General features: G+C 62.8%; 15 protein-coding genes and 1 tRNA gene. 13 read left to right on the forward strand and 3 right to left on the reverse strand.

Features of this window, described 5'->3' with window-relative positions; genetic code table 11:
* Positions 1 to 61: 61 nt before the first annotated feature.
* Entirely contained in the window at positions 62 to 1,045 is a 984-nt protein-coding gene (locus tag G606_RS0107550) for an FKBP-type peptidyl-prolyl cis-trans isomerase (protein WP_026645453.1), read from the reverse strand.
* A gap of 87 nt (positions 1,046 to 1,132) precedes the next feature.
* On the opposite strand from G606_RS0107550, the gene G606_RS10255 reads away from it, so the two are divergent.
* From G606_RS10255 to G606_RS0107565, 3 genes are all read left to right on the forward strand, one after another.
* Positions 1,133 to 2,614, forward strand: a complete 1,482-nt coding sequence (locus G606_RS10255; protein ID WP_051198689.1) for a hypothetical protein — start codon at positions 1,133 to 1,135, stop codon at positions 2,612 to 2,614.
* Positions 2,614 to 3,621 (forward strand): hypothetical protein, encoded by a 1,008-nt coding sequence (locus G606_RS0107560; protein WP_026645454.1) that lies wholly within the window; start codon positions 2,614 to 2,616, stop codon positions 3,619 to 3,621. The genes G606_RS10255 and G606_RS0107560 overlap by 1 nt, the downstream gene beginning before the upstream one ends.
* A gap of 78 nt (positions 3,622 to 3,699) precedes the next feature.
* Positions 3,700 to 4,644 carry a tetratricopeptide repeat protein gene (locus G606_RS0107565; RefSeq protein WP_026645455.1) on the forward strand — a complete coding sequence of 315 codons (945 nt, stop codon included), beginning with the start codon at positions 3,700 to 3,702 and terminating at the stop codon, positions 4,642 to 4,644.
* Positions 4,645 to 4,674: 30 nt separating this feature from the next.
* Here G606_RS0107565 and G606_RS0107570 read toward each other — a convergent pair whose 3' ends face one another.
* Positions 4,675 to 5,319 carry a hypothetical protein gene (locus tag G606_RS0107570; RefSeq protein ID WP_026645456.1) on the reverse strand — a complete coding sequence of 215 codons (645 nt, stop codon included), beginning with the start codon at positions 5,317 to 5,319 and terminating at the stop codon, positions 4,675 to 4,677.
* A 65-nt stretch (positions 5,320 to 5,384) separates the two neighbouring features.
* On the opposite strand from G606_RS0107570, the gene G606_RS0107575 reads away from it, so the two are divergent.
* The 3 genes from G606_RS0107575 (at position 5,385) to G606_RS0107585 (ending at position 7,694) form a co-directional block, all read left to right on the forward strand.
* Positions 5,385 to 5,457: transfer RNA gene (locus G606_RS0107575), tRNA-Arg, on the forward strand.
* A 295-nt stretch (positions 5,458 to 5,752) separates the two neighbouring features.
* Positions 5,753 to 6,154: a Rid family detoxifying hydrolase gene (locus G606_RS0107580; RefSeq protein WP_026645457.1), complete on the forward strand. Its 402-nt coding sequence runs from the start codon at positions 5,753 to 5,755 to the stop codon at positions 6,152 to 6,154.
* Between the two features lie 79 nt (positions 6,155 to 6,233).
* A complete protein-coding gene (locus tag G606_RS0107585; RefSeq protein WP_034523983.1) occupies positions 6,234 to 7,694 on the forward strand; it encodes a glycoside hydrolase family 30 protein in 1,461 nt (486 codons plus the stop codon).
* 105 nt (positions 7,695 to 7,799) lie between these two features.
* Here the strand turns inward: G606_RS0107585 and G606_RS10980 are convergent, their stop codons facing one another.
* Positions 7,800 to 9,008 carry an acyltransferase family protein gene (locus G606_RS10980; protein ID WP_081664119.1) on the reverse strand — a complete coding sequence of 403 codons (1,209 nt, stop codon included), beginning with the start codon at positions 9,006 to 9,008 and terminating at the stop codon, positions 7,800 to 7,802.
* A gap of 184 nt (positions 9,009 to 9,192) precedes the next feature.
* On the opposite strand from G606_RS10980, the gene argS reads away from it, so the two are divergent.
* The 7 genes from argS to G606_RS10750 form a co-directional block, all read left to right on the forward strand.
* Entirely contained in the window at positions 9,193 to 10,989 is a 1,797-nt protein-coding gene (gene argS, locus G606_RS0107600; RefSeq protein WP_026645459.1) for an arginine--tRNA ligase, read from the forward strand.
* A gap of 146 nt (positions 10,990 to 11,135) precedes the next feature.
* Positions 11,136 to 12,725: a diaminopimelate decarboxylase family protein gene (locus G606_RS0107605; protein WP_026645460.1), complete on the forward strand. Its 1,590-nt coding sequence runs from the start codon at positions 11,136 to 11,138 to the stop codon at positions 12,723 to 12,725.
* 108 nt (positions 12,726 to 12,833) lie between these two features.
* Positions 12,834 to 14,144 carry a homoserine dehydrogenase gene (locus G606_RS0107610; protein ID WP_026645461.1) on the forward strand — a complete coding sequence of 437 codons (1,311 nt, stop codon included), beginning with the start codon at positions 12,834 to 12,836 and terminating at the stop codon, positions 14,142 to 14,144.
* 167 nt (positions 14,145 to 14,311) lie between these two features.
* The gene (thrB, locus tag G606_RS0107615; protein WP_026645462.1) at positions 14,312 to 15,298 is read left to right on the forward strand and encodes a homoserine kinase; all 987 of its coding nucleotides are present in this window, start codon (positions 14,312 to 14,314) and stop codon (positions 15,296 to 15,298) included.
* 124 nt (positions 15,299 to 15,422) lie between these two features.
* Positions 15,423 to 16,901 carry a polysaccharide biosynthesis tyrosine autokinase gene (locus G606_RS0107620; protein WP_026645463.1) on the forward strand — a complete coding sequence of 493 codons (1,479 nt, stop codon included), beginning with the start codon at positions 15,423 to 15,425 and terminating at the stop codon, positions 16,899 to 16,901.
* 85 nt (positions 16,902 to 16,986) lie between these two features.
* The gene (locus G606_RS0107625; RefSeq protein WP_231371457.1) at positions 16,987 to 18,819 is read left to right on the forward strand and encodes a DUF4012 domain-containing protein; all 1,833 of its coding nucleotides are present in this window, start codon (positions 16,987 to 16,989) and stop codon (positions 18,817 to 18,819) included.
* Positions 18,820 to 19,253: 434 nt separating this feature from the next.
* The coding region (locus G606_RS10750; protein WP_155802836.1) for an Ig-like domain-containing protein at positions 19,254 to 22,648 on the forward strand (3,395 nt) is incomplete at its 3' end.

Consider the following 22,648-nt stretch of genomic DNA (forward strand, 5'->3'; position numbering starts at 1 on the left):
CCCCAGCCCGGGGAGGCGGCCACCGCCGATTTTGCTGTTTCGATGTACGATCGAGCGTCCGTCAGTACTTCGCGAGGATGTCGACGACGAAGACGAGCGTCGAATTCGCCGGGATCTCGCCCTGCTCCTGATCGCCGTAACCGAGGTCCGGCGGCACGACGAGCAGCACCTGCGAGCCGACCGTCTGGCCGACAAGGCCCTCCTGCCAGCCCTTGATCATGTTGGAGAGCACGGCGTCGAAGGTCTGGTTGCGGTCCCACGACGAATCGAACTGCTTGCCGTCGAGCGTCCAGCCGGTGTAGTTGACGACGGCCGCATAGGTGTTCTCATCGATCTTCGGGCCGTCGCCCTTGATGAGCGGCTGCACGACGAGCTTGTCCGAACCCTTGTAGCCGTTCATGTCGATCGACGGCTTGCCGGCGGAGTCCAACGTGACCTTCGGCAGATCGGACGGGATGTCCTTGACCTGCTCGCCCTCGGCCTTCGTATAGTCCTTCGACTGCGAAACCGGCGTCATGATAAGCATGTACGCGTTGTCATTGCCGGAGCCGTCGTTGATGCCGATGCCGATCGTCGTATTGAGCTTCTTGCCCTTGAACGTCGTGTTCGCGATCTGCGCGAGCGTCGCGCTCTCCACGCTGGTGACGCCGTTCTCGGGATTGAAGACGAGCGAGCAGTCGGGTACGTTCTGTTCCCACGTCGTGGCGACCTCCTCGCCGGAGCTCGCGCTGTACTGCGTGAGCTGCGCGCAGATGCGGTCGCCGCTCTTCATCGCGTCGCCGTCGCCTTCCTGCAGCACTGCGACGCTGTTGTTCTCGATCTTGAGCCCCTTCTTGAACTCGACCTTCGGCTTCTTGCCCGGAGTGCCCGTCAGCTTGACGCCCTCGAGCTTCGGCAGCTTCGCGCTTGCGGACGAGCTCGACGAGGCGCTCGCCGAACCGTCCGGCGAGCCCGAACCGCAGGCCGCCATGCTTACGCACAAAGCGAGCGCGCCGACGACTGATGCGGCGCGTGTGATAGAAGTTACTAGAGAAGTATGTTGCATAGCCACCACAGTAACGCCTCTGCCCGATTTATCCGTCCGGATGGTAAGGGAGTTGTGAAGGGCCGCGACTTGTAGAATGGATACGTGATGAACGACGGTCAAGAAGAAGAAACGCGTGTGCCGCGCAGACATCCGGTGCCTTCCCGGCATGCGAAGATCATGCGTGGCATCGTGACGCCGATTTTCGGCCTGCTCGCCGTGACCTGCATCGTGTTCGGCATCCTCAACCAGACGATCTGGAAGCCGAGCAAGGACGTCACGGCCCTCGCGCACGTGGACGGCACGCGCTACGCGGTCATCGACCCGGGTGTGCTCGACCTCGTTGACAAGAGCGTGCAGATCCGCGTCGACGCCGCCTCCGTCGAGCCGCCGGCCGCGACCACCGCAGATGACACGGCCGCGAACAATGACGCGAACGCCAATGACGGCAATACGGACGCGGCCAACGAACCGCAGACGTGCATCGCAATCGGCAGCCCGAAGGACGCCTCCGGATGGCTCGCCGGCGAATCGTACATCCGTGTGACCGGGCTCGACAGCTGGAGCGCGCTGTCGACGGTCGCCGAAAAGGCGCACGGCAACGCCTCCACTTCGCGCCAGCAGGTCGCCTTCGCCGATTCTGACATGTGGGCGGACACGGCGTGCGGCAAGACGAGCGCGGCGCTGCGGCTGCCCGATGCGAAGGCGACGCAGGTCGCGATCATCGATTTTGGCGGCAACGCGTCGGACGCCACAATCAGCATGCACTGGGTGCGCCAGAGCGTGCCGGACTTCGCACTGCCGTGGTATTTCGCCGGCGGCCTGTGCGTCATTCTGGCGATCCTCTCGGCGTCGGTCTTCGCGATGGATCCGGCCACGCGGCGCAACCGCTTCGCCAAGGTCATCAAGCCGCGCAAGGAGAAGGAGCCGGTCGAGGAGACGACGACGATCGCCGCCGCCGTCGCCGGCACCTTCGCCAGCATGAAGCCGCGCAAACGCACGAAGGCCGCGAACGGCAAGCCGCGCGGACGCCACGGGCGCCATGCGGGTGCCGCCGCGGCAGAGACGGACGAAACGCCGCAGATCATCGATCCGACGTCGCGCAACCTCGTCGCCGAACAGGCGCGCCGCGCGGACGCCGAGGACGGCGGCGAGCCGCGCAGCACGACGTCGTCGGCCGCGTCCGACGAGGCGACGTCGGTCATCACGCCGGAGGAGCTGCAGGCCTACTTCGCGCGCCTCGTGCGTGAGGAGACCGGCTCGATTCCGGTCGTATCGGCGGAGACGACGGAGACGACGACTGAATCTGCAGAGAATGCGGAGCCGGCGGCGGAGTCTGCGGAGACTGCGGAAACTGCAGAGACCACTGAGCCGACGACGGAGACCACGGAGTCGGACGATGACGGCACGGGACAGGTCTCGATGACCGTCGAATCGGCTGAATCGGCTGAATCGGACGGCGATACTGACGCCGAAACGACCGCCGACACGGACAATGAATCGGACGACAATGCGACCGCCGACGACGAAACGGACGCGGACACCGACGCAGACGCCGACGCGGACACGAACAACAAGGAGAACGACTGATGACACGACGTTCACTGACCGCAGCCACGGCTGCCGTGCTGGCGCTCGGCATGACGTGCGCGCTCGGCGCATGCGAGGGAACGGTGCCGACGGTGAACGCGCCCACATCGGCCGCGTCCGCGACGCCCGACCTGACCGAAGCGCAGGAACAGCGCATCCGCGCGGGACTACTCGCCACGATCAAGGAATGCAACGACACGAAGGATCCGGCGAACCTCTCTCAGGCGATGAGCGGCCCGGAACTCGAAATCCGCACGAGCGAACTCAAGGTCGCCCAGAAGAACGGCAAGCTCGACCCGAAGACGACGATCCCGGACGATCTGACGCAAACCGTCATCCCGACCGACAACGGCTGGCCGCGCGCCGTGTTCTCGATCACGACGACAACCGAGGACCAGCAGTCGGAGCGTTTGCTCGTGTTCACGCAGGGCGACGCGCGCGAAAACTACCGTCTGTGGGGCGTCACACGCTTGTTCCAGGGTGCGAAGATGCCGAAGTTCACGGTGCCGTCAATCGGCTCGCAGATGGGTCATGAGGACGACGGCAACCTCGTCATGACGCCGAAGGAAGCCGTCACGCGCTACGCCGACGTGCTGCAGAACGGCACGAAGAGCCAGTACGCGAACGATTTCGGCGACGACTACTTCCGCGACAACCTCACGCAGCTGTCCGCGACGGTGCAGCAGGGCATGGAACGCAACAAGGGCACGCAGGAGCAGACCTTCACGCCAGTCGACGGACAGATGCAGATCATGCGCTCGTCGGACGGCGGCGACCTCGTCGTCGCGCAGATCGACTCGGTGTGGACACGCGCCGCCGGCGAAGGCCGCGAATCGCAGCCGGCGTCGGACGCCGAACGTGCGATCTTCGCGGACGGCAAGGCGACGAGCACGATGAAGGCAACCTACGTCAACGTCGTCGCCATCTACGTCCCGCCGGAGAAATCGGGACAGAAGGTGCAGGCGGTCGGCGCCGAACGGCAGGTCGTCAAGGTTGAAGCCGTCTGACGGCTGTAACGGCCGCGCGGTCAAGCGACGGCCAAACGATGGCCAAACTCAAAGACTTACGAAAAGAGGCAAACAATCATGGCACAGGATTTCAAGCCGGGCATCTCCCTCGCGGGAGCCGTCGATCTTGAATCGCTCAAGCATCAGACGAAGGCGGAGCCGGGACAGGCGGGCGGCGCGCCCGCGGCCGGCGGCTACGTCATCGACGTGACCGAACGCAACTTCCAGGCGATGGTCGAATCGTCGACGACGTTCCCGATCGTGCTGCTGCTGTGGGTCGAGACGGACGACCGTTGCTTCCCGATGGCGCGTGCGCTCGGCGACGCAATCAACGGCATGAACGGCCAGCTGCAGCTCGCGCGCATCGATGTCGCGAAGGATCCGGCGATCGCACAGGCCTTCGGCGTGCAGGGTGCGCCGGCGCTGTTCGCGCTCATCGCAGGACGCCCGATGCCGATCATCGAGGGACTGCCGACCGATGACGAACTCCAGCAGATCACGACGCATGTGCTGCCGCAGCTCGTGCAGGTCGCCGCGCAGGCTGGCGTGACCGGCACCGCACCGTACGTCGAGCCGGCCGCCGCCGACGACGCGAAGCCCGCGGAGACGCAGGTGCCGCCGGCACACGCCGAAGCGCACCGCCTCGCGCAGGAAGGCGACTACGCCGGCGCGGCCGCCGCCTACGAGCAGGTGCTCGAAGCCGACCCGTCCGACGAACTCGCGCGCCGCGAACGCGCGAAGGCGCTGCTGCTCGCCCGTTCCGCCAACGCTGACGTGCGCGCCGTGCGCAAGGCGGCCGCCGACAATCCGGACGACCTCGACGCGCAGCTTGCCGTCGCCGACGTCGACATGATCGGCGGGCAGATCGACGACGCCTTCGGCCGTTTGCTCGACTTCGCCGCCGCCCACCGCGATCAGATGGATCCGGCGCGCGAACGGATGCTCGAATACTTCCTCATCCCCGACGCCGGTGACGAACGCGTCGCGCGTGCGCGCCGCCGCCTCGCGACGCTGATGTACTGATCGACGCTGCAGCGCCGACCGTGCGGGCTGTCATTCCATCGTGTTTCTGCCGAAGGACTGTTGGAATGACGGCCCTTCGCGTTCGAGTTCGCGTGCGAAATCGTCGGCCCACTGCGAGAACGGACGCCGCGACAGTTCGTCGTTGCTGAAGCGCGCTTCATCGGTGATTTCGGTGACGCACAAGCGCGGGATGATCAGGTTCGTCACCGGTGTGCTGCGCTGCGCGGCGGCGATGACGAGCGGGGCGTTCAGGCCGCCGAAGACGTCGATGTTCCAGCCGTCGGCGCCGATCCACGCGGTATAGCGGTTCTTGATGACGACGTCGCCGCCGCGCAGGACGAGCGAGGCGGCGATCTGCGCGTCGATGTCGCGCGATGCCTCGTAGCGCGTGCCACCCACCGACGGACCCTTGACGACGAGCGTGGCCGTGCGGAACGCGTCGCGATGCTCGCGGAGCACGTCGCGCGCGTCGAGGTCGGCGCTCATCGCGATGCGCAGCGCTCGCGTCGTCAGGCGCACACGCAGCGCGTAACCGTCGGCATGCACAAAATGGCTTTGGATGATGAGCGCGGGCGCGTCGCCGTCGTCGAGCTCCGCAGGCATGCTCGTGCAGAAGAAGCGGCGCTCGTACTGATACTCGTCGAGCAGCGGCATGCCATCCATCGTCATATCCATAGTCCCAGTGTAGTGCGCGGGTTTCGCTACGTCAGGCTTTCGTGTACAGTAGGGGAAGTGCAAACGGGCTTGTAGCTCAGTGGATAGAGCGTTCGCCTCCGGAGCGAAAGGTCGTGGGTTCGAACCCCATTAAGCCCACCGATGCCCCGTCCTGTCATCCACAGGGTGGGGCTTTCGTCGCCTTATGTCCCCTGCGAGCATCGTGGGTGCGCAGCATAGTCGGGATGTTCGCAATCGGGTGGGGTGGCGAACCATTGGTGTGACAACTGCGACGGTCATGTTCACAAAGTCGACGGCACATGGGGCATGGCTGCCCACAACGTGACCGTTGGGGGTCGGATGCGTCGTCGACGCCGTTATGATGCCGAATAATCAGTAGTCGTTCCCGCACGCGCGACCGACGCGCAGGAATCCATCGATGAAAGGACCACATATGTACGAAAATCTCAAGGCGATCGCGACGACGGAGGCTCCGGCCGCGCTCGGCGCATACAGCCAGGCCGTGCAGGCGAACGGATTCATCTTCGTCTCCGGTCAGCTCGGCATCGACCCAGCGACCGGCGAACTCGACGGCGTCGAGGCTGCCGACCAGGCCGCCCGCGCGCTCAAGAACATCACGAACATCCTCGCCGCAGCCGGCTGCGGCGTCGAACACGTCTGCCGCGCGACGATCTATCTGCGCAACGTTGAGGATTTCGCCGCTGTCGACGCCGTCTACGCGAAGACCTTCACCGGAACCGTCAAGCCGGCGCGCGTCGCGTTCGGCAACAACATGATCCCGAAGGGTGCGCTCGTCGAGATCGACGTCATCGCCGCCTGCCCGGACGCCGCTTGAGCGAACCGGCCGCTGTCTAAGCGATACCCGCTGAGCGCACTGTATTTTTCGCGAGCCGATTGCGCGATACAGTGTGCTCATGCGGATGTTCACCAGCTACGCCAACGGCGACGATACGGCGCTCGCCGCCGCATTGCACGCGGTCCCGCCGTCCGAATTCCTGTTACCCGACGCGGGTGATGGCTCCTTGCCGACGACCAACCCGTCGCTGACGATCGACACCGCCCATCCGCGTCAGCGCATCGACGGCTTCGGCGCGTCGCTGACGCAGGCCTCGGCCGCTCTGATCTCCCGACTGCCGGCCGCCACGCGCCGCGCCGTGATGACCGAGCTGTTCAGCGTGCACGATGGCATCGGCATCTCGATGCTGCGTCAGCCGATCGGGCCATCCGACCATGTGACCCGCCCGTACCGTTTCACGCGTCGCCGCGCCGATCCGCGGCTCGAATCCCTTGATTTTTCGCCCGAATCGCGCATGATCATCCCGCTGCTCACACAAGCGCAATCGATTCGTGCGCATAGCCGTCTCGCAGATCCCGCAGACCCCGCGGCCGATCCGCTCAATATCATCGTCTCGCCGTGGAGCGCGCCGGCGTGGATGAAGACGAACCGCTGCATCCTCGGCAAATGTCCGCTCACGCAGATGACCGGCTATCTGCGCCCGCGCATGTACGCCGCCTATGCCGAATACCTCGCGCGTTTCATCACGCATTACCGTGATGCCGGTCTGCACGTCTTCGGCGTCACGCCGACGAACGAACCCGACTATCCGCAATCGCGCTGGCCATCGATGGCGATGACGCCGGCGCAGCAGGCGCGTTTCATCGCCGATTTCCTCGCGCCGTGCCTGCGCGCGCACGGGCTTGGGGACGTGCGCGTCCTGTGCTGGGACCACAACTATTCGACCGACCATTATCCCGACGGCCGGTTCGTACGCGAACTGTACGCGTGGCCTCGCGCACTGCGGGCCGTTGCCGGCTCGGCATGGCACTACTACGGCGGTGCATCCCGCACGATGAGCGACATCCACCGCATCTGGCCGGACAAAGGCATCTGGGTGACCGAGGCCTCGGGAGGCGACTGGGGGCCGCACAACTGGGACGACGCGCTCGTGCACATGTCGGCGCGCGTCATCGCAATGCTGAACAACTGGGCGCAGTCGGTCGTGTTGTGGAACATCGCGCTCGACGGGCGCGGAGGCCCCGACTACTACTATCTGCGTCACGACCACCGGCATTCGAGCAACCGCGGGCTGCTGACGATTGACGCGCGGACACGCACCATCACGCGCAACGCCGACTATTACGTGCTTGCGCACTGTTCGCGCTTCGTGCAACCTGGCTCGGTCGTGCTTGAACACCGGCTGGAACATGCCGACGGCCTGCATGCGGCCACGTTCCGCACGGCCGACGGCTCGCTCGCCGCCGTCGTCACGAACGAACGCGCTGAACCGACGCCTCTGCGCGTCCAGGGCGTGTCCGTGCTGCTTGCGCCGCGCTCGCTGACGACGCTGTTAGGTATCCATCTTCCAGATATGTGATGCAACTATGCTGATAGGAACACGGCAAAATGTGCCAGGACGTGAATTGTCAGCTCACGTTGGAGATGGAGTCTTCCGATACGACCATCATCGAGGAAAATATCCTCAGATAGCCGATGTTGCTTTGTCTGAAGTGATGTGTGATTTCCTATCCATCGTGTCGAGTCGAATGATAAGTCGCTGACATATGGGGGTCTGCTTAATGGCATCCCATAGTTTGTCGAACCAAGCGCCTTTATGGCGGTTGATAGTGAAAGCGAAGAGTCGCTGTCTCATAAGATCAATAAATACACATGCTATGAATGTGGCGAAAATACTTCCGAAGGCTGTGATTATTGCTACCCAAGCGGATTGACGGGTTAGGGGCGCAAAGTTCAACCAATACTGCCATAGTGGTGACCTTACGAATGGGTCTTCGTGAATGAGATAGACTCCTAATGTCGTTGATGCGATTGTATTCACAATACGACTGAAGAACTTTTTTTGTATTCCTATATTAAATAAAGCGAATCCAATCAATAATGCAGATGCTTTACCGCTTCCAGCGAATACTGCAGAATGAAGGCGCAATGCTTCAATATGCAATGTGATTCCCAGTATTTGTAAAGTAATTATTGGAATGAAGAATACTGTCAGTCCAACGATAAGAACAAGTTTGGTGATATGCATATTTAAAATAGGGAGATACCATCGGTAGTATGAGATAATAATATATAGGAGTATGAAAAACATAAAATTATGAGCCTGAATCTGCAATAGATTAATAGGAGATAGCCCTGATATTCCTAGTATTGCTATTGTGATGATACATAATACGCCATGGAGGCGTGGTCCTATATGTCGCAGGCCAACGGTGAGGGAAGGGTAGAAGGCGAGAAAGACGATATAGGCAGTCATGTACCACCACATACCCGTGATGCCCGGCAGCAGAGAATGGGCGATAAGTGATGCGGTGGGCATTGTGTGGTTCGATAGAACGCGAAGGAGGAGAATTCCCCATGCGTAAAAAAGCATCTCGCGTTCCGTAAGCCATATGCGTTTCAGTGATGAACGCACGGAAGGCGTTTTGTTGGCGCTGAGGAACCATGCGCTGATTCCGAAGAAGACGATGACTCCGATTGATCCGGTTGTTTCTGACTGGAGTATCAGGAAAAGGAACGCCGATATGGAAGGCGGCATTGCCGTGACGGAGAAAGCATTGTGCACGATGCTGTGATGTGCCACAATCAGCAGCATCGCGATAATGCGTAGCAGCTCGATGGAGGAGTTGCGTGTTGGGTGATGCGGGCATGCGTGGCTGCGGGCCTGTGGCATGATGTCCCTTTCCTGTAAGGGCTGCTGTGTGCTGCTGGTGTAACGCCGTCCATCATACGTGGAAAACAGACAAATGTATCAATTATGATATTTTATCTATTAAAGATTGTAGAATGACCTTGATTTTGATGGGATTTGTTTTGTGTTCTTCGCCTCTGTCTGCTTGGCCGGTAGACTTGGTGGAATGAGTCCTGAAGCGTTAAGTGAACTTATCTACAACATCGCCCGGCAGCTCGTCGACGACGGTCAGGCGGGCGACCTGACCGCCGATCTGCTCCCCGACGAATCCAAATTCGCGGTCATGCGACCCAAGGACCGCGCGCACGGCGACTGGGCCTCGAACGCGGCGATGCAGCTCGCGAAGAAGGCCGGCATGAAGCCCCGCGATCTGGCTGAACTCTTCGCCGCGCGCCTCAACGAGGCCGATGGCGTCGACACCGTCGAGGTCGCCGGCCCCGGCTTCATCAACATCACGCTCGATTCCGCCTCGGCCGCGCAGATCGTCGATCAGGCGCTCGCCGACGGCGCCGATTTCGGCCGCAACAAGCATCTGAGCGGCCGCACGCTCAACCTCGAATTCGTTTCGGCGAACCCGACCGGCCCGATCCACATCGGCGGCACGCGCTGGGCGGCCGTCGGCGATTCGATGGCCCGCATCCTCGAGGCGAATGGCGCCGACGTCGTTCGTGAATACTACTTCAACGACCATGGCGAGCAGATCAACCGCTTCGCCAAGTCGCTCGTCGCGGCCGCCCATGACGAGCTGACGCCAATCGACGGCTACAAGGGCGCCTACATTGACGAGATCGCGCGTCGTGTCATCGCCGAGGCGAACGCCGAAGGCGTCGACATCCTCAACCTGCCGCGCGTCGACGGCGGCGTCGACGAGAAGGGCGAACCGCTCGGCGAGGGCGACTCCGAGCAGCGCGAGGAGTTCCGCAAGCGCGCCGTGCCGATGATGTTCGACGAGATCCAGCAGTCGATGAAGGAGTTCCGCGTCCACTTCGATGTCTGGTTCCACGAGAACAGCCTCTACGAGGACGGCGAGGTCGAGAAGGCGATCGACGACCTGCGCGCACGCGGCGACATCTACGAAAAGGACGGCGCCACCTGGTTCGCGTCCACGAAGCACGGCGACGACAAGGACCGCGTCATCATCAAGTCCGACGGCAACTACGCGTACTTCGCCGCCGATATCGCCTACTACCGCAATAAGCGCCATCGCAAGGACCATCCGGCCGACGTCGCGATCTACATGCTCGGCGCCGACCACCACGGCTACATCGGCCGCATGATGGCGATGTGCGCGGCCTTCGGCGACAAGCCGGGGGAGAACATGCAGATCCTCATCGGCCAGCTCGTCAACGTCATGAAGGACGGCAAGGCCGTGCGCATGAGCAAGCGCGCCGGCAACGTCGTGACGATCGACGACCTCATCGACGCGATCGGCGTGGATGCCTCCCGCTATTCGCTCGCCCGCACCGACTACAACTCGCCGGTCGACATCGACCTCAACCTGCTCGCGTCGCATTCGAACGAGAACCCGGTGTACTACGTGCAGTACGCGCACGCGCGCTCCTGCAATGTCGACCGCAACGCGGCCGCTGCGAACATCACGCGCGACGGCGCCGACATGGCGCTGCTCGACACCGAGGCCGACGGCGAGGTCATCGCGATGCTCGCCCAGTGGCCGTCCGTGCTCGCCCAGGCCGGCGACCTGCGCGCACCGCACCGCATCGCGCACTACCTCGAAGACCTCGCGGCCGCCTACCACAAGTGGTACAACGTCGAACGCGTCGTGCCGATGGCGCTCACCGAAGCTGAGGAACGCGCCGACGAGGCGACCCGCGAGGCGACGCGCATCGCGAAATGCCCGGAACCCGCGCGCGCCGCGGCACGACTGCGGCTCAACGACGCCGTGCAGACCGTCATCGCCAGCGGGCTCGACCTGCTCGGCGTCTCCGCACCGGACAAGATGTGACCCTGTCCGCGCCGGCGACCACCACACGGTGGCGCCGGCGCGCTGCATACCGCACCGACGATCACGACGACCGTATGCACCCGATGACATGCGCTGACCGCATGCACCCGACGATGACATGCACCCGACGAAAGGACCCGACCGACATGGCCATCAGCCCGATTTGGCCGCAGGACACGGCGCGCGACGCCGCAGGCGAACTGACCTTCCACGGCATCACGGCGAGCGCGCTTGCCGACGAATACGGCACGCCGCTCTACATCTACGACCTCGACGAGGTGCGCGCCCGCGCCCGCCACTTCGTCAAGGCGGCAGCGACCGCGTTCCCCAACAGCACGACGCATGTCAGCTATGCGGCGAAGGCGTTTCTGAGCAAGGAGATGGCGCGCATCGTCACCGAGGAGGGCATGTACGTGGACACATGCACGCTCGGCGAGATGAGGATCGCGCTCGCGGCCGGCGTGCCGGGGCGCCGCCTTGTGCTGCACGGCAACAACAAGAGCGACGAAGAGATCGAGCTGGCGATCACCGAGGGCTTTGTGAAGATCGTCGTCGATTCGCCCGACGAGCCGGCGCGCATCGCCGCGATCGCCGAACGTCTCGGCAAACGCGCGCGCGTCATGTTGCGCGTGACCTCCGGCATCCACGCCGGCGGCCATGAGTTCGTTTCGACGGCGCATGAGGACCAGAAGTTCGGCGTCGCGCTGCTGCCCGCCGGCGCGGACACGACAATCGTCGACGACATCGACGCGCTTGAGGACGTCACGCCGGCCGCCGCGAACGCGCTGATGAAGGAGAACGAGCTCGAGGAGTCGGGGGAGACGAAGGCGCAGGCGCAGCGCGAGCTGCGTTACGATGTGCGCTATCCGTACGATCTCAACGCGGCCGACGTGACCGAAGGCGACCGTCGTCTCGCCGCGGCGATGGAGCTCGTCGCGAACGGTCCGGCGATCGCCGTGCTGCGCGACATCGCGACGTACGCGAATCTCGAACTCGTCGGCATCCATTCGCATATCGGCTCGAACATCCATGATGCCGAGGCCTTCATTCAGGCTGGCCGCCGCATGATGCTGCTGCGTAAGACCTTCTATGCGACGAACGGCTACACGCTGCCCGAGGTCGATCTCGGCGGCGGCTATTCGGTCGCCTACACCGATGACGAGGACCGCATGGACGTGGACCGTGAGCTGACGCGCCTCGCCGACGCTGTCGCGAAGACGAACCGTCTGCTCGGCATGCCCGCGCCGGTCATCTCTTTCGAACCCGGCCGCTGGATCGTCGCCCCGGCAGGTGTCACGCTGTACACGGTCGGTGCGATCAAGACTGTGCATCTGGGCGAGGGTTTCACCAATCATGCCGGCGAGCCGATTGACAAACGCAGCTATGTGGCCGTCGACGGCGGCATGAGCGACAATATCCGTCCGGCGCTCTACGGCGCGCAGTACACAGCGGTCCTCGCGAATCGCGTTTCGCAGGCGCCCGCGCGGCTGTCGCGCGTCGTCGGCATCCATTGTGAATCCGGCGACATCGTCGTCGACGAGGTCATGCTGCCGGCGGACGTGCATCGCGGCGACCTGCTCGCCGTGCCGGTGACCGGAGCTTACGGCCGTGCGATGGCGAGCAACTACAACATGGCGCTCTTCCCGGCCGTCATCGGCGTCGACGCGCATGGCGCGCATCTGATGATGCGTCGCGAGAGCGTCGACGATCTGCTCTCCTACGATGTGAGCGAGTGATTCCCGAACGATTGCATACATTTCATACAACGGAAGCGTGGGCGCCGCGCTCACGGCTTGCCCGTACAATATGGCGGGTAGTGACCGCCGCGAAGAAAGGAACGGACAGTGGCAGAACAGAACGCACCGATTCGAGTCGGCCTGCTTGGCGCAGGAACGGTGGGCTCGCAGACCGCGCGCCTGCTCGTCGAACAGAAGGATGAGCTCGCGCAGCGCATCGGCCGTCCGATCGAGCTGTCCGGCATCGCCTGCCTTGACCCGGATGAGGTCGATTTCCCGTGGATTGACAAGTCGCTGCTGACGAGCGACACGATGAGCGTCGTGAAGAACGCGGACATCGTCGTCGAGCTCATCGGCGGCACCGGCGTCGCGCGCACCTTCGTGCTTGAGGCGATGAAGAACGGCGCGTCCGTCGTCACTGCGAACAAGGCGCTGCTTGCGAAGTACGGTCCGGAACTGTACAAGGCAGCCGAGGACAACGACGTCGACATCTACTTCGAGGCGGCCGTCGGCGGCGCGATTCCGATTGTGCGTCCGCTGCGCGAGTCGCTTGTCGGCGATCAGGTCAAGGATATGCTCGGCATCGTCAACGGCACGACGAACTACATCCTCGATGAGATGACGACGAAGGGCCTCGACTTCGACGTGGCGCTCAAGGACGCGCAGGCAAAGGGCTATGCCGAAGCCGATCCGACCGGTGACATCGAAGGCTATGACGCGGCGAACAAGGCCGCGATCATGGCGACGCTCGGCTTCCACACGGAAGTCGGCATCGACGACGTGACCGTCGAGGGCATCACCCATATCACGGCCGATGACATCGCCGCCGCGACCGCCGAAGGCAAGGTCGTCAAGCTGCTCGCCGTCGTCGGCAAGGACGAGCATGGCGTCTCCGCGCGCGTCTACCCGGCGCTCATCCGCAACGAGCATCCGCTCGCCTCGGTGCGCGGCTCCTTCAACGCCGTCTTCGTGCGCGCCGAATACGCCGACGATCTGATGTTCTACGGCCGTGGCGCCGGCGGCGCGCCGACCGCGTCCGCCGTCGTCGGCGACATCGTGACCGTCGCACGCCATATCGCCTCCGGTTGCACCGGTCCGGCGATCCGCATGTACAACGATTATCCGATCGCGCCGCTGAGCACGTCGAAGGCCGCCTTCGCCGTGCGTTTCCTCATCCATGACAATCCGGGCGTGCTCGCGCAGATTTCGACGATCTTCGCGAAGAACGGCGTTTCGATCAACGGCGTCAATCAGGACCTCAAGCCGACGCTCAAGGATCCGGGATACGACGGCGAGATCCAGCAGCTGCGTCTCGTCACGCATATGACCGACGAGACGACGCTGCGCGCGACCGTCGCCGAGGTGTGCGAGCTTGACTGCGTAACCGGCGATCCGTCGATCATCCGCGTGCTTGACTGATCAGTAGGCCGTCGCTGACGCTGCAAGGCTGGTCCCGTCATCGGAGGGGACCAGCCTTCTGTGTATCATGAACGATGATTCGCCGTCCGCGCCGTTGGCTGGGGCGGTAGCCCGTGGCCGCCCGTGGCGACGGACAGGGAGAGACGAAGTAAGGCAGGACATATCCGATGGATCCGGTAACGCGTAAGGTGCACGTCCGTGTGCCCGCGACGAGCGCGAATCTCGGCTCCGGTTTTGACACCGTGGGGCTCGCGCTGGATTATCACGACGAACTGGAATTCACGCTGAGTTCCGATCCGCTCAACATGGCGGCTCAGGTGCTCATCGACGGCGAGGGCGAGGATACGCTGCCGCGCGACGAATCCCATCTCGTCGTCTCCACGTTCCGCCGTGCATGCTCGCGTTTCGGCCTGAGCAAGACCGGCTTCATCCTCGAGGCGCACAACAACATCCCGCAGGCGCGCGGCATGGGTTCGTCTGCCGAGGCGATCGTCGCCGGCATCAGCGCCGCTTATGCGTTCAGCCATGACGGCGAGCTCGACCGTGACGAGATCTTCGCGTTCGCCGCCGAGCTCGAAGGCCACCCGGATAACGTGGCGCCGGCCGTCTATGGCGGCATGACCGTGTCGTGGACCGACGAGGGGCTGCATAAGACGCTTGAGAACGGCGTCGTCGTCAAATCCGGCTACCGCACCGTCAACTACATCGTGGACCCGTCGATCACGACGTCGGTGTTCATTCCCGATTTCGAACTGTCGACGAGCAAAGCGCGCGAAGCACTGCCGCCGCTCGTGCCGTTTGAGGACGCCGTCTTCAACGTGTCCCGTGCGGCGCTGCTCATCGGCGCGATGAACCCGGGCGCGCTCACCGGCGCGCATGACGTCAACGCGCTGCTGATGGAGGCGACCGAGGACAAGCTGCACCAGCGGTACCGCGGTCCGTTGATGCAGCCTTCCGCCAATCTTATCGCGAAGCTGCGCCGCAACGGCTATGCGGCGATGGTCTCCGGCGCAGGCCCCTGCGTGCTCGTGCTCCATTCTGGCGATGCCGCCGGCGGAATCGCCGCCGTGGCCGCCGACGAGCTCGCCTCTGGTCATTGGCGCGTGCTGCATCTCGGCGTTGACACGCTCGGCGTGCAAGTGGCGCGCCTGTAACTGCGTCGAGCGTAAAAGATACGATAAAGAAGCTGATTTACGAGACAGGCCGCCAACCGCGTTCCGTGCTGTGAAGGGCACCCGGTACGGTACGGTCTCACCTCTCAGATGGGAACAAACCTAGATGGCTGAAAACACTATCGAGCAGCAGGCCCCCGGTGCCGCCGGCGCGAAACCGGAAAGCGACGGCATGACGCTGTCCGGCCTGTTCGGCATCATGCGCAAGCATGTCATCACGATCTTTGTCACCTTCACCGTCGTGCTCGGCGCCGCGATTGGACTGACCGCGATGTCTCCGGTGAAGTATTCGACGACGTCCCAGCTGTTCGCGACCTACAACGATTCCTCGGACGGCACCGCGAACTCGTCCGACCAGAACAGCGGCAGCTCGTACATCATGAGCCAGATTAAGTCGTATCCGGCGTTGACGACGACGCAGTCGGTGCTGCAGCCGGTCATCGAGGACCTTGGACTGCAGATGTCTGTCGGTCAGCTCAAAGGCGAGATCAGCGTCACCAATCCGGCAAACACCGCATTCGTCAACATCACGGTGACCGACAGCGACCCCGCACGTGCCGCTGACATCTCGAACGCCGTCGCGAAATCACTCAGCTCCGTCGTTGAGAACACGCTGTACGCGTCAGGTTCGCATTCGTCGGTCAAGCTCTCGATCGTGCAGCCGGCCACGGCCCCGACCGCTCCGAGCTCGCCGAAATGGAAGCTCAACATCCTCATCGGCATCGTCGGCGGCCTGATCCTAGGCGTTTTCGCCGCATTGCTCAAGGACGTGCTGTCCAAGCGCGTGCAGGATGATGATGAGGTCGGCGAATACCTCGATGCGCCGGTCATCGGCCGCATCCCCGAGGAGGAACTGCTCAAAGGCACGAAGCCGGCCGTCGTCAGCGAACCGGGCAGCCCGGTCGCCGAGGACTTCCGCCGTGTGCGCACTAACCTGACTTTCATGGCCCCGGTGGATGGCACGAACTGCCGTCTCATCGTCGTCACGTCGACCGGTGCGAGCGAAGGCAAGACGACGATGTCGGTCAACGTCGCCGCCGCGCTCGCCGAGAATGGCGCGAAGGTCCTGCTCATCGACGCCGATCTGCGTCATCCGTCGGTCGCGAAGAAACTCGACCTTGACGGTTCGGCGGGTCTGACCCATGTGTTGTCCGGCCAGGCTTCGGTCAAGGACGTCGTGCAGCGCTACTGGAAGCCGAATCTGCATGTCATGCCGGCCGGCCCGAAGCCGCCGAACGCGTCTACGTTACTCAACTCGCCGATTATGGAGGAGCTGCTCAACAACGCGATGGAACAGTACGACTACGTGCTCATCGATACAGCGCCGATGGTCGTCGCGAACGACGCCGTCATCTTCGTGCGTCGTGGCGGTTCGTTGATCATGGTCTGCCGTCGTGACCAGACGCTCAAGCGCGATCTGCGCGACATTTCGGAGGAACTTACGACGCTCGACCTGTCGACGACCGGCGTCATCTTCAACTGCGCGCGCGATTCGAAGAAGTCGCTCGAACACACGAATTATTACTACTACTATTCGAGCCGCAGCACCGACCACCGCAAGAAGCGTCGTTTCTCGCTCAAGTGACCGATTCCGATTCGTTTCGCGGATTCCTGATTTTCAAGGAATCCGCGCTTTTCATTGTGTCTAATCATTGTGCCTAAGGAGCGCCATGTCGCATATGCACGCGCAACCACACAGCCATCACCATCATCACCATCATCACCGCCGGAGGATCTGGCCGTGGGTCGTCGGTGTGCTGACGGTTCTTGTGCTCGCCCTCGTCGCCTGCGGCGTCGTCGGGCTGCAGCTGTTCCGCCAGGCGAAGCAGGTGCAAGCGCATGAGTCGAAAGCGATTTCAATGCTTTCGCAGCTCGCGTCGGCGGATGCCGACAAGCTTGCAACTGCTGGCGACACGTTGCCGCAGATCGCGCAGGAGACGAAGCAGGCGAAGGACATCGCGCACGGCGGCCTGTGGAATTTCGCCGCGAAGATGCCGTTTGTCGGCGACGATATCGCCACTGTCCAAGGCATGACGAGCACTGTCGACGGCATCGTCGACGAATCGCTGCCGCAATTCGTCGACGTCATGAAGACGCTCAGCGAGGCGCAGATCGCGAACGGCGATGACGGCGTCAATCTGCAGCCGATCATCGCCGCTTCCGAGCCGCTCGCCAAGGCAAACACGTCCTTCCAGCAGCAGGTGCGCGCCTATGACGCCCTCAAGGAACCGAGCATTGGCATGATTCGCAGCGCCTATGACGAAGGTGCGACGAAGCTCAACGCGCTCGCCGACCGGGTCGATGCGTTGTCGAACACCTTCCGCATCCTGCCGGCGCTGCTCGGCGATGGCCAGTCACGTACTTACGCCGTCATGGCGATGACGCCTTCCGAGATGCGCTCATCGGGCGGCTTGATCGGTTCGGTTGGCGAACTGACGACCTCGGACGGCACCGTGCACATTGGCGACTTCCGCCCGAACGGCGACTACCTGTCCTACGGCATCGGCGACCATTCGCAGGATATGGACCGCGTGTTCACCAAAGAGGGCCCACTGCATATGTCCTTCGACATCCGAGATCTAGCCGTGTTCCCAAACACCGCCGACTCGGCCGTCGCGATGCGTTCGATATGGGACCGCACGCCGTGGGGGAAGGAGCAGCCGCTCGCCGGCGTCGTCATGGTCGATCCGGTGTTCCTACAGCAGCTCATCGCGATCAACGGCAATGTGACGCTGCCCGACGGCACCGTGCTCACCGGCGACAACACCGCCGAGTTCCTGATGAACACCGTCTACCAGAAGTATCCGGAGAACGAGACCGATGCGTTGTTCGGCGTCGTCGCGAACAAGGCGATGGAGTCGATGTTCTCCGATATGAGCATCGGCAAGCTGTACCGGACCGGCGAGATGATGGGCACGATGGCGAAAGGCCGCCATGTCACGATGTACGCTTTCGACGAGCAAATCGAACAGGGCATCGTCGCCGCGGGATTCACCGGCCAGACCCCGAACAGCGAGACCGACCCGTCCGTCGGCATCTACCTGACCGAGCAGAACCCGTCGAAGATGGGCTGGTACATCAAGCGCGAGGCGAAGATTCAGCGTGTGAACTGTGATGATGGCGCCCTCTATCATGTGGAGTTCACGATCCACAACACGATGACCGAGGACGAGGCGAAGTCGCTGCCGATGTACATCACAGGCAACAACAAGGCCAACACCGGTAAGGCGATGGAGAAGATCCTGTTCTATGCGCCCGAAGGCGGTTCGATCACCAATCTGATGCAGCTCGGCGGCAAGGTCGACGCTGCCAAGGAGACGACGATCGACGGTGCCAAGGCCTATCAGGCCTATGTGCAGGTCAATCCGGGGCAGCTCGCAACCTACACCTTCGATGTGCGCGTGTCGAAGAAGGCGACGGCGCCGCTGACGATCGATCAGACGCCGATGGGCTGGGCCGATGACGGCGTCACCTATCTCGAACCGAAGTGCAAGGCCGACTAGTCGTTCGCGCACGTTCCGGACAACCGACGATCCGAAGGCGCCGGCGCGTGGGGAGACCCATGCCGCCGGCGCCTTCGGCGTGTCGGGGGTGTGTCCGTCTCGTCGCGATGGGACGTCCGGCGCCGGTGGACTTAATCGGTTAAGTCATTGGGGGATGGTCGAATCAGCCGCATGCGTCGCATGATGCGGTTCGGCATGCAGATGACAGCGTTTGCGATATGGAAGCTCTGTGTTGATGCTGTGGAAGTTTTTGCATATAATAGACGACATGCGAACGGTTGCACAATGATTGTGTCGACTGAAGTGTCTGTTCGCTCAGGGAACATGTGGCATGTTCACGATGGGCAGACATGTGCAGTGCCATCCGGCTATGCGGACGGATGGTCATAAGGAAAGAAAGCACCTTATTCTAGAGAAGAAAAGGAGACAGCGGTATGGTTCCTCTGTCTGAAACCGAGCAGCAGCTCGGGAAGACCAAGCGTTCAGGAGGACGCGGCTTCGCGGCCAAGGCGGTCGCCAGCCTTTCCGCCTTCGCGACGCTCGCCGGCGGCATGGCGCTCGGCATGGTCGCCGCTCCGGCGGCGTCCGCGGCGAACACGCCGACGACGAGCTATGATCGCACGCTCGGCAACGCGCAGTTCGAGGCCGCCCGAGAAGCCAATGGCCTGTCCAAGGAAATGAACTACGGCGCGATTCTGCATGCGTGGATGTGGTCGGCCAATACGATCAAGGCGCATATGGACGAGATCGCCGACGCCGGCTACACGTCGATCCAGACCGTGCCGATCAGCAACATCGTCGGCCCGAACCATGGCATGCAGTTCACTGAGAACTGGTACTACGTCTACCAGCCTTCCGGCACCGGCATCGGCAACAAGGTCATCGGCACCGAGCAGGAAATCAAGGACATGACCGCCGAGGCTCATAAGCATGGCATCCGCGTCATCGCCGACGCCGTCATCAACCACTTCACGGCGGACTGGAACGGCATCAACTCCGATTGGAAGAACTCCAGCCTGTTCCACACCCGTTCCGAAGGCGGCTGCGGTGACAACGGCACCGCCATCAACTACGGCAACCGTTGGCAGGTCACGCACTGCCATCTGCTGAGCCTGTGGGATCTCAACACCGAGAACCAGGAAGTCGGCAACCGCATGAAGGATTACCTGACCCGTGCGGTTGCGGACGGCATCGACGGCTTCCGCTATGACGCGGCGAAGCATATCGAGCTTCCGGACGAGTTCCAGACGCATTCCCCGTATTATGACACGATCCTGCCGAACGGCGCCCAGTACCAGTACGGCGAAGTTCTGCAGGGCGACGCTGGCCTGAATGCTCCGGCCTATCCGGCGTTGTTCAACAAGTACTCCACCAATGGCGGCGGCAACACCGGTTCCAAGTACGGCGGTCTCATGCGCGCCGTTGTGCAGGACAAGAACCTCGACGCCGGCCGCGTCAGCAGCCTGCAGGGCGATGGCGTGCGTGACAACCAGCTCGTGACTTGGGTCGAATCACACGACACCTATGCCAACACGAACGAATACTCCAGCCAGCTGTCCGCGTGGCAGATCCGTATGGGCTGGGGCATCGTCGCCTCGCGTGCCGGCGGCGCACCGCTGTTCTTCAACCGTCCGCAGGGTTCGGGCGGTTCGAATCCGCGCTTCGCTGAGGTTTCGTCACTTGGTGATATTGGCGATGACGAGTGGAAGCATCCCGAAGTCAAGTGGGTCAACAAGTTCCGCAACGCGATGGAGGGCAATGCCGAATACCTGCGCAACTGCCAGGGCAACAACTGCCTGATGATCGAGCGCTACAAGTCCGACGGCAATCCGAACAACGACGGCGTGACGATCGTGAACATGGACGGCGACAAGAACCTCGCCGGCATGAACACGGTGCTCGATGACGGCGAATACGTCGATCAGGTCTACGGCGGCAAGCTTACCGTCTCCGGCAAGAAGATCACGTCCGGCAGCGTGAAGAGCGGCAAGGTCCACGTTTTCTACAACGCGTCGAACACGCCGCGTGCCTCGCTCTCCATTACCGGTGCGAAGTCCTTCAAGACCGACACGACGCAGGTGACGCTCAACGCTCGCAATGTCAACAACGCGCGTTACAGCACATCCGAAGGCGATTCCGGTTCCTTCACCGACGGCCAGAAGATCACGATCGGCGCCAAGTCTGCCGTGAACACCCAGATCACCGTCACGCTGACCGGCACTGATCAGGACGGCAACGCCGTCAAGGCCGAAGAGACCTTCACGAAGAAGGATCCGAACGCGGTCATCTCCTACACGGCTTACGCGAAGAAGCCGGCGGCGTGGAACAAGATCTACGCCTATGTGTATGTGGACAACAACGCCGCGGCCGGTTCCGTCATCGAGAACGCCGCTTGGCCGGGCGAACTGATGACCGCCGAATCCGGCGCCTGTGACGGCACCGCCGATCAGGTCTACGAGATTCCGGAGGACATCATCGATCAGGCCGGTGACGACCCGATCCGCGTCATCTTCAACAACGGTGGCGCCGGCGAAATCCCGGGCAACAAGTTCCCGGCCGACTCGGCGACCACCGACCCGGACGACCATGTGGACGCCGCGGGCCTGCTCATCGACGGATCCTACGTCTGGGACGGCAACATCACGAGCGGTACCTGGGAAGAGGCCTCCTGCCTCGCTGTGACCGTCGACTCGGTCACGATCAGCCCGGCCGGCACGATCAACCTTGATCTCGCCACCGGCGCCACCGCCCAGCTGACCGCCACCGTCGCCCCGGCCGCGGCCGCCGGCAAGCCGGTCAACTGGACCTCGTCGAACGAAAAGGTCGCCGCCGTCAAGAACGGCCTCGTGCAGGGTCTATCCAAGGGCACCGCGACGATCACCGCCTCCGTCGGTGGCAAGTCGGACACCGTGACCGTCAACGTTACCGGTGAGGCGCCGGTTGTCCATGACACGACCGTCTACTATCCGGCCTCGAAGTTCGGCGCGAATTCCACCTATCTGCACTATCGTGTGAACAAGGGTGGTGTGGCCGGCACATGGACGACCGCGCCCGGCGTGAAGATGGACGCTGCCTGCGACGGCTACGTCAAGTACACGATCGCGGGCACCGAAGGCGACGAGGTCGAGTTCGTGTTCAACAACGGCTCGGGCACTTGGGACAACAATAGCAAGAAGAACTACAAGGCCAGCGGCGCGAGCATCGTCGTCGAGAACGGCACGATTGGTTCGGTCGCTCCGTGTGTGACGGTCGTTCCGGTGACGTCGGTGTCGATTTCGGGTGGTGACTTCGAGCTTAAGGAAGGTGCTTCGAAGCAGCTGTCGGCGACGGTGGCTCCTGCGAACGCGACGGATCGTGCGGTGTCGTGGAAGTCGTCGAACACTTCGGTGGCGACGGTGGACGCGTCGGGCAAGGTGACTGCGGTCGCTGCCGGCACGGCGACGATTACGGCGACGGCGGGTGGCAAGTCGGCTACCGTGATCGTGACGGTGACGAAGGATGCCCCGGTCGTGGTTCCGGTTACCTCGGTTGCGATCTCGGGCACTGGTGTGTCGGGCAATAGGGCGACGATCAAGGTCGGTGCCGGTCTGGCGCTGTCGGCGACGGTGCTTCCGGCGAATGCCACTGATAAGACGGTGACGTGGAAGTCGACGAACGCTGCGGTCGCGTCGGTTGATGCGAATGGCAACGTGCGTGGTCTCAAGGCTGGTAATGCGGGTATCACGGCGACTGCGGGTGGCAAGTCCGCTTCGATCATCGTGACGGTCCAGGAGGATGGCCCGGTTCTGCAGTCGATCCAGATCACTGGAGAAGGCGTGGAAAACAACGC

The sequence above is a fragment of the Bifidobacterium sp. AGR2158 genome, assembly GCF_000424225.1.
Taxonomy (GTDB): Bacteria; Actinomycetota; Actinomycetes; order Actinomycetales; family Bifidobacteriaceae; genus Bifidobacterium; species Bifidobacterium anseris.

Excerpts from the sequence above, each read along its gene's own strand:
- G606_RS0107565 (WP_026645455.1), top strand. The coding sequence starts at position 3,700 with ATGGCACAGGATTTCAAGCCGGGCATCTCCCTCGCGGGAGCCGTCGAT.
- G606_RS0107625 (WP_231371457.1), top strand. The coding sequence starts at position 16,987 with ATGTCGCATATGCACGCGCAACCACACAGCCATCACCATCATCACCAT.
- thrB (WP_026645462.1), top strand. The coding sequence starts at position 14,312 with ATGGATCCGGTAACGCGTAAGGTGCACGTCCGTGTGCCCGCGACGAGC.
- argS (WP_026645459.1), top strand. The coding sequence starts at position 9,193 with ATGAGTCCTGAAGCGTTAAGTGAACTTATCTACAACATCGCCCGGCAG.
- G606_RS0107585 (WP_034523983.1), top strand. The coding sequence starts at position 6,234 with ATGCGGATGTTCACCAGCTACGCCAACGGCGACGATACGGCGCTCGCC.
- G606_RS0107620 (WP_026645463.1), top strand. The coding sequence starts at position 15,423 with ATGGCTGAAAACACTATCGAGCAGCAGGCCCCCGGTGCCGCCGGCGCG.
- G606_RS10980 (WP_081664119.1), bottom strand. The coding sequence starts at position 9,008 with ATGCCACAGGCCCGCAGCCACGCATGCCCGCATCACCCAACACGCAAC.
- G606_RS0107605 (WP_026645460.1), top strand. The coding sequence starts at position 11,136 with ATGGCCATCAGCCCGATTTGGCCGCAGGACACGGCGCGCGACGCCGCA.
- G606_RS10255 (WP_051198689.1), top strand. The coding sequence starts at position 1,133 with ATGAACGACGGTCAAGAAGAAGAAACGCGTGTGCCGCGCAGACATCCG.
- G606_RS0107550 (WP_026645453.1), bottom strand. The coding sequence starts at position 1,045 with ATGCAACATACTTCTCTAGTAACTTCTATCACACGCGCCGCATCAGTC.
- G606_RS0107560 (WP_026645454.1), top strand. The coding sequence starts at position 2,614 with ATGACACGACGTTCACTGACCGCAGCCACGGCTGCCGTGCTGGCGCTC.
- G606_RS0107570 (WP_026645456.1), bottom strand. The coding sequence starts at position 5,319 with ATGGATATGACGATGGATGGCATGCCGCTGCTCGACGAGTATCAGTAC.
- G606_RS0107580 (WP_026645457.1), top strand. The coding sequence starts at position 5,753 with ATGTACGAAAATCTCAAGGCGATCGCGACGACGGAGGCTCCGGCCGCG.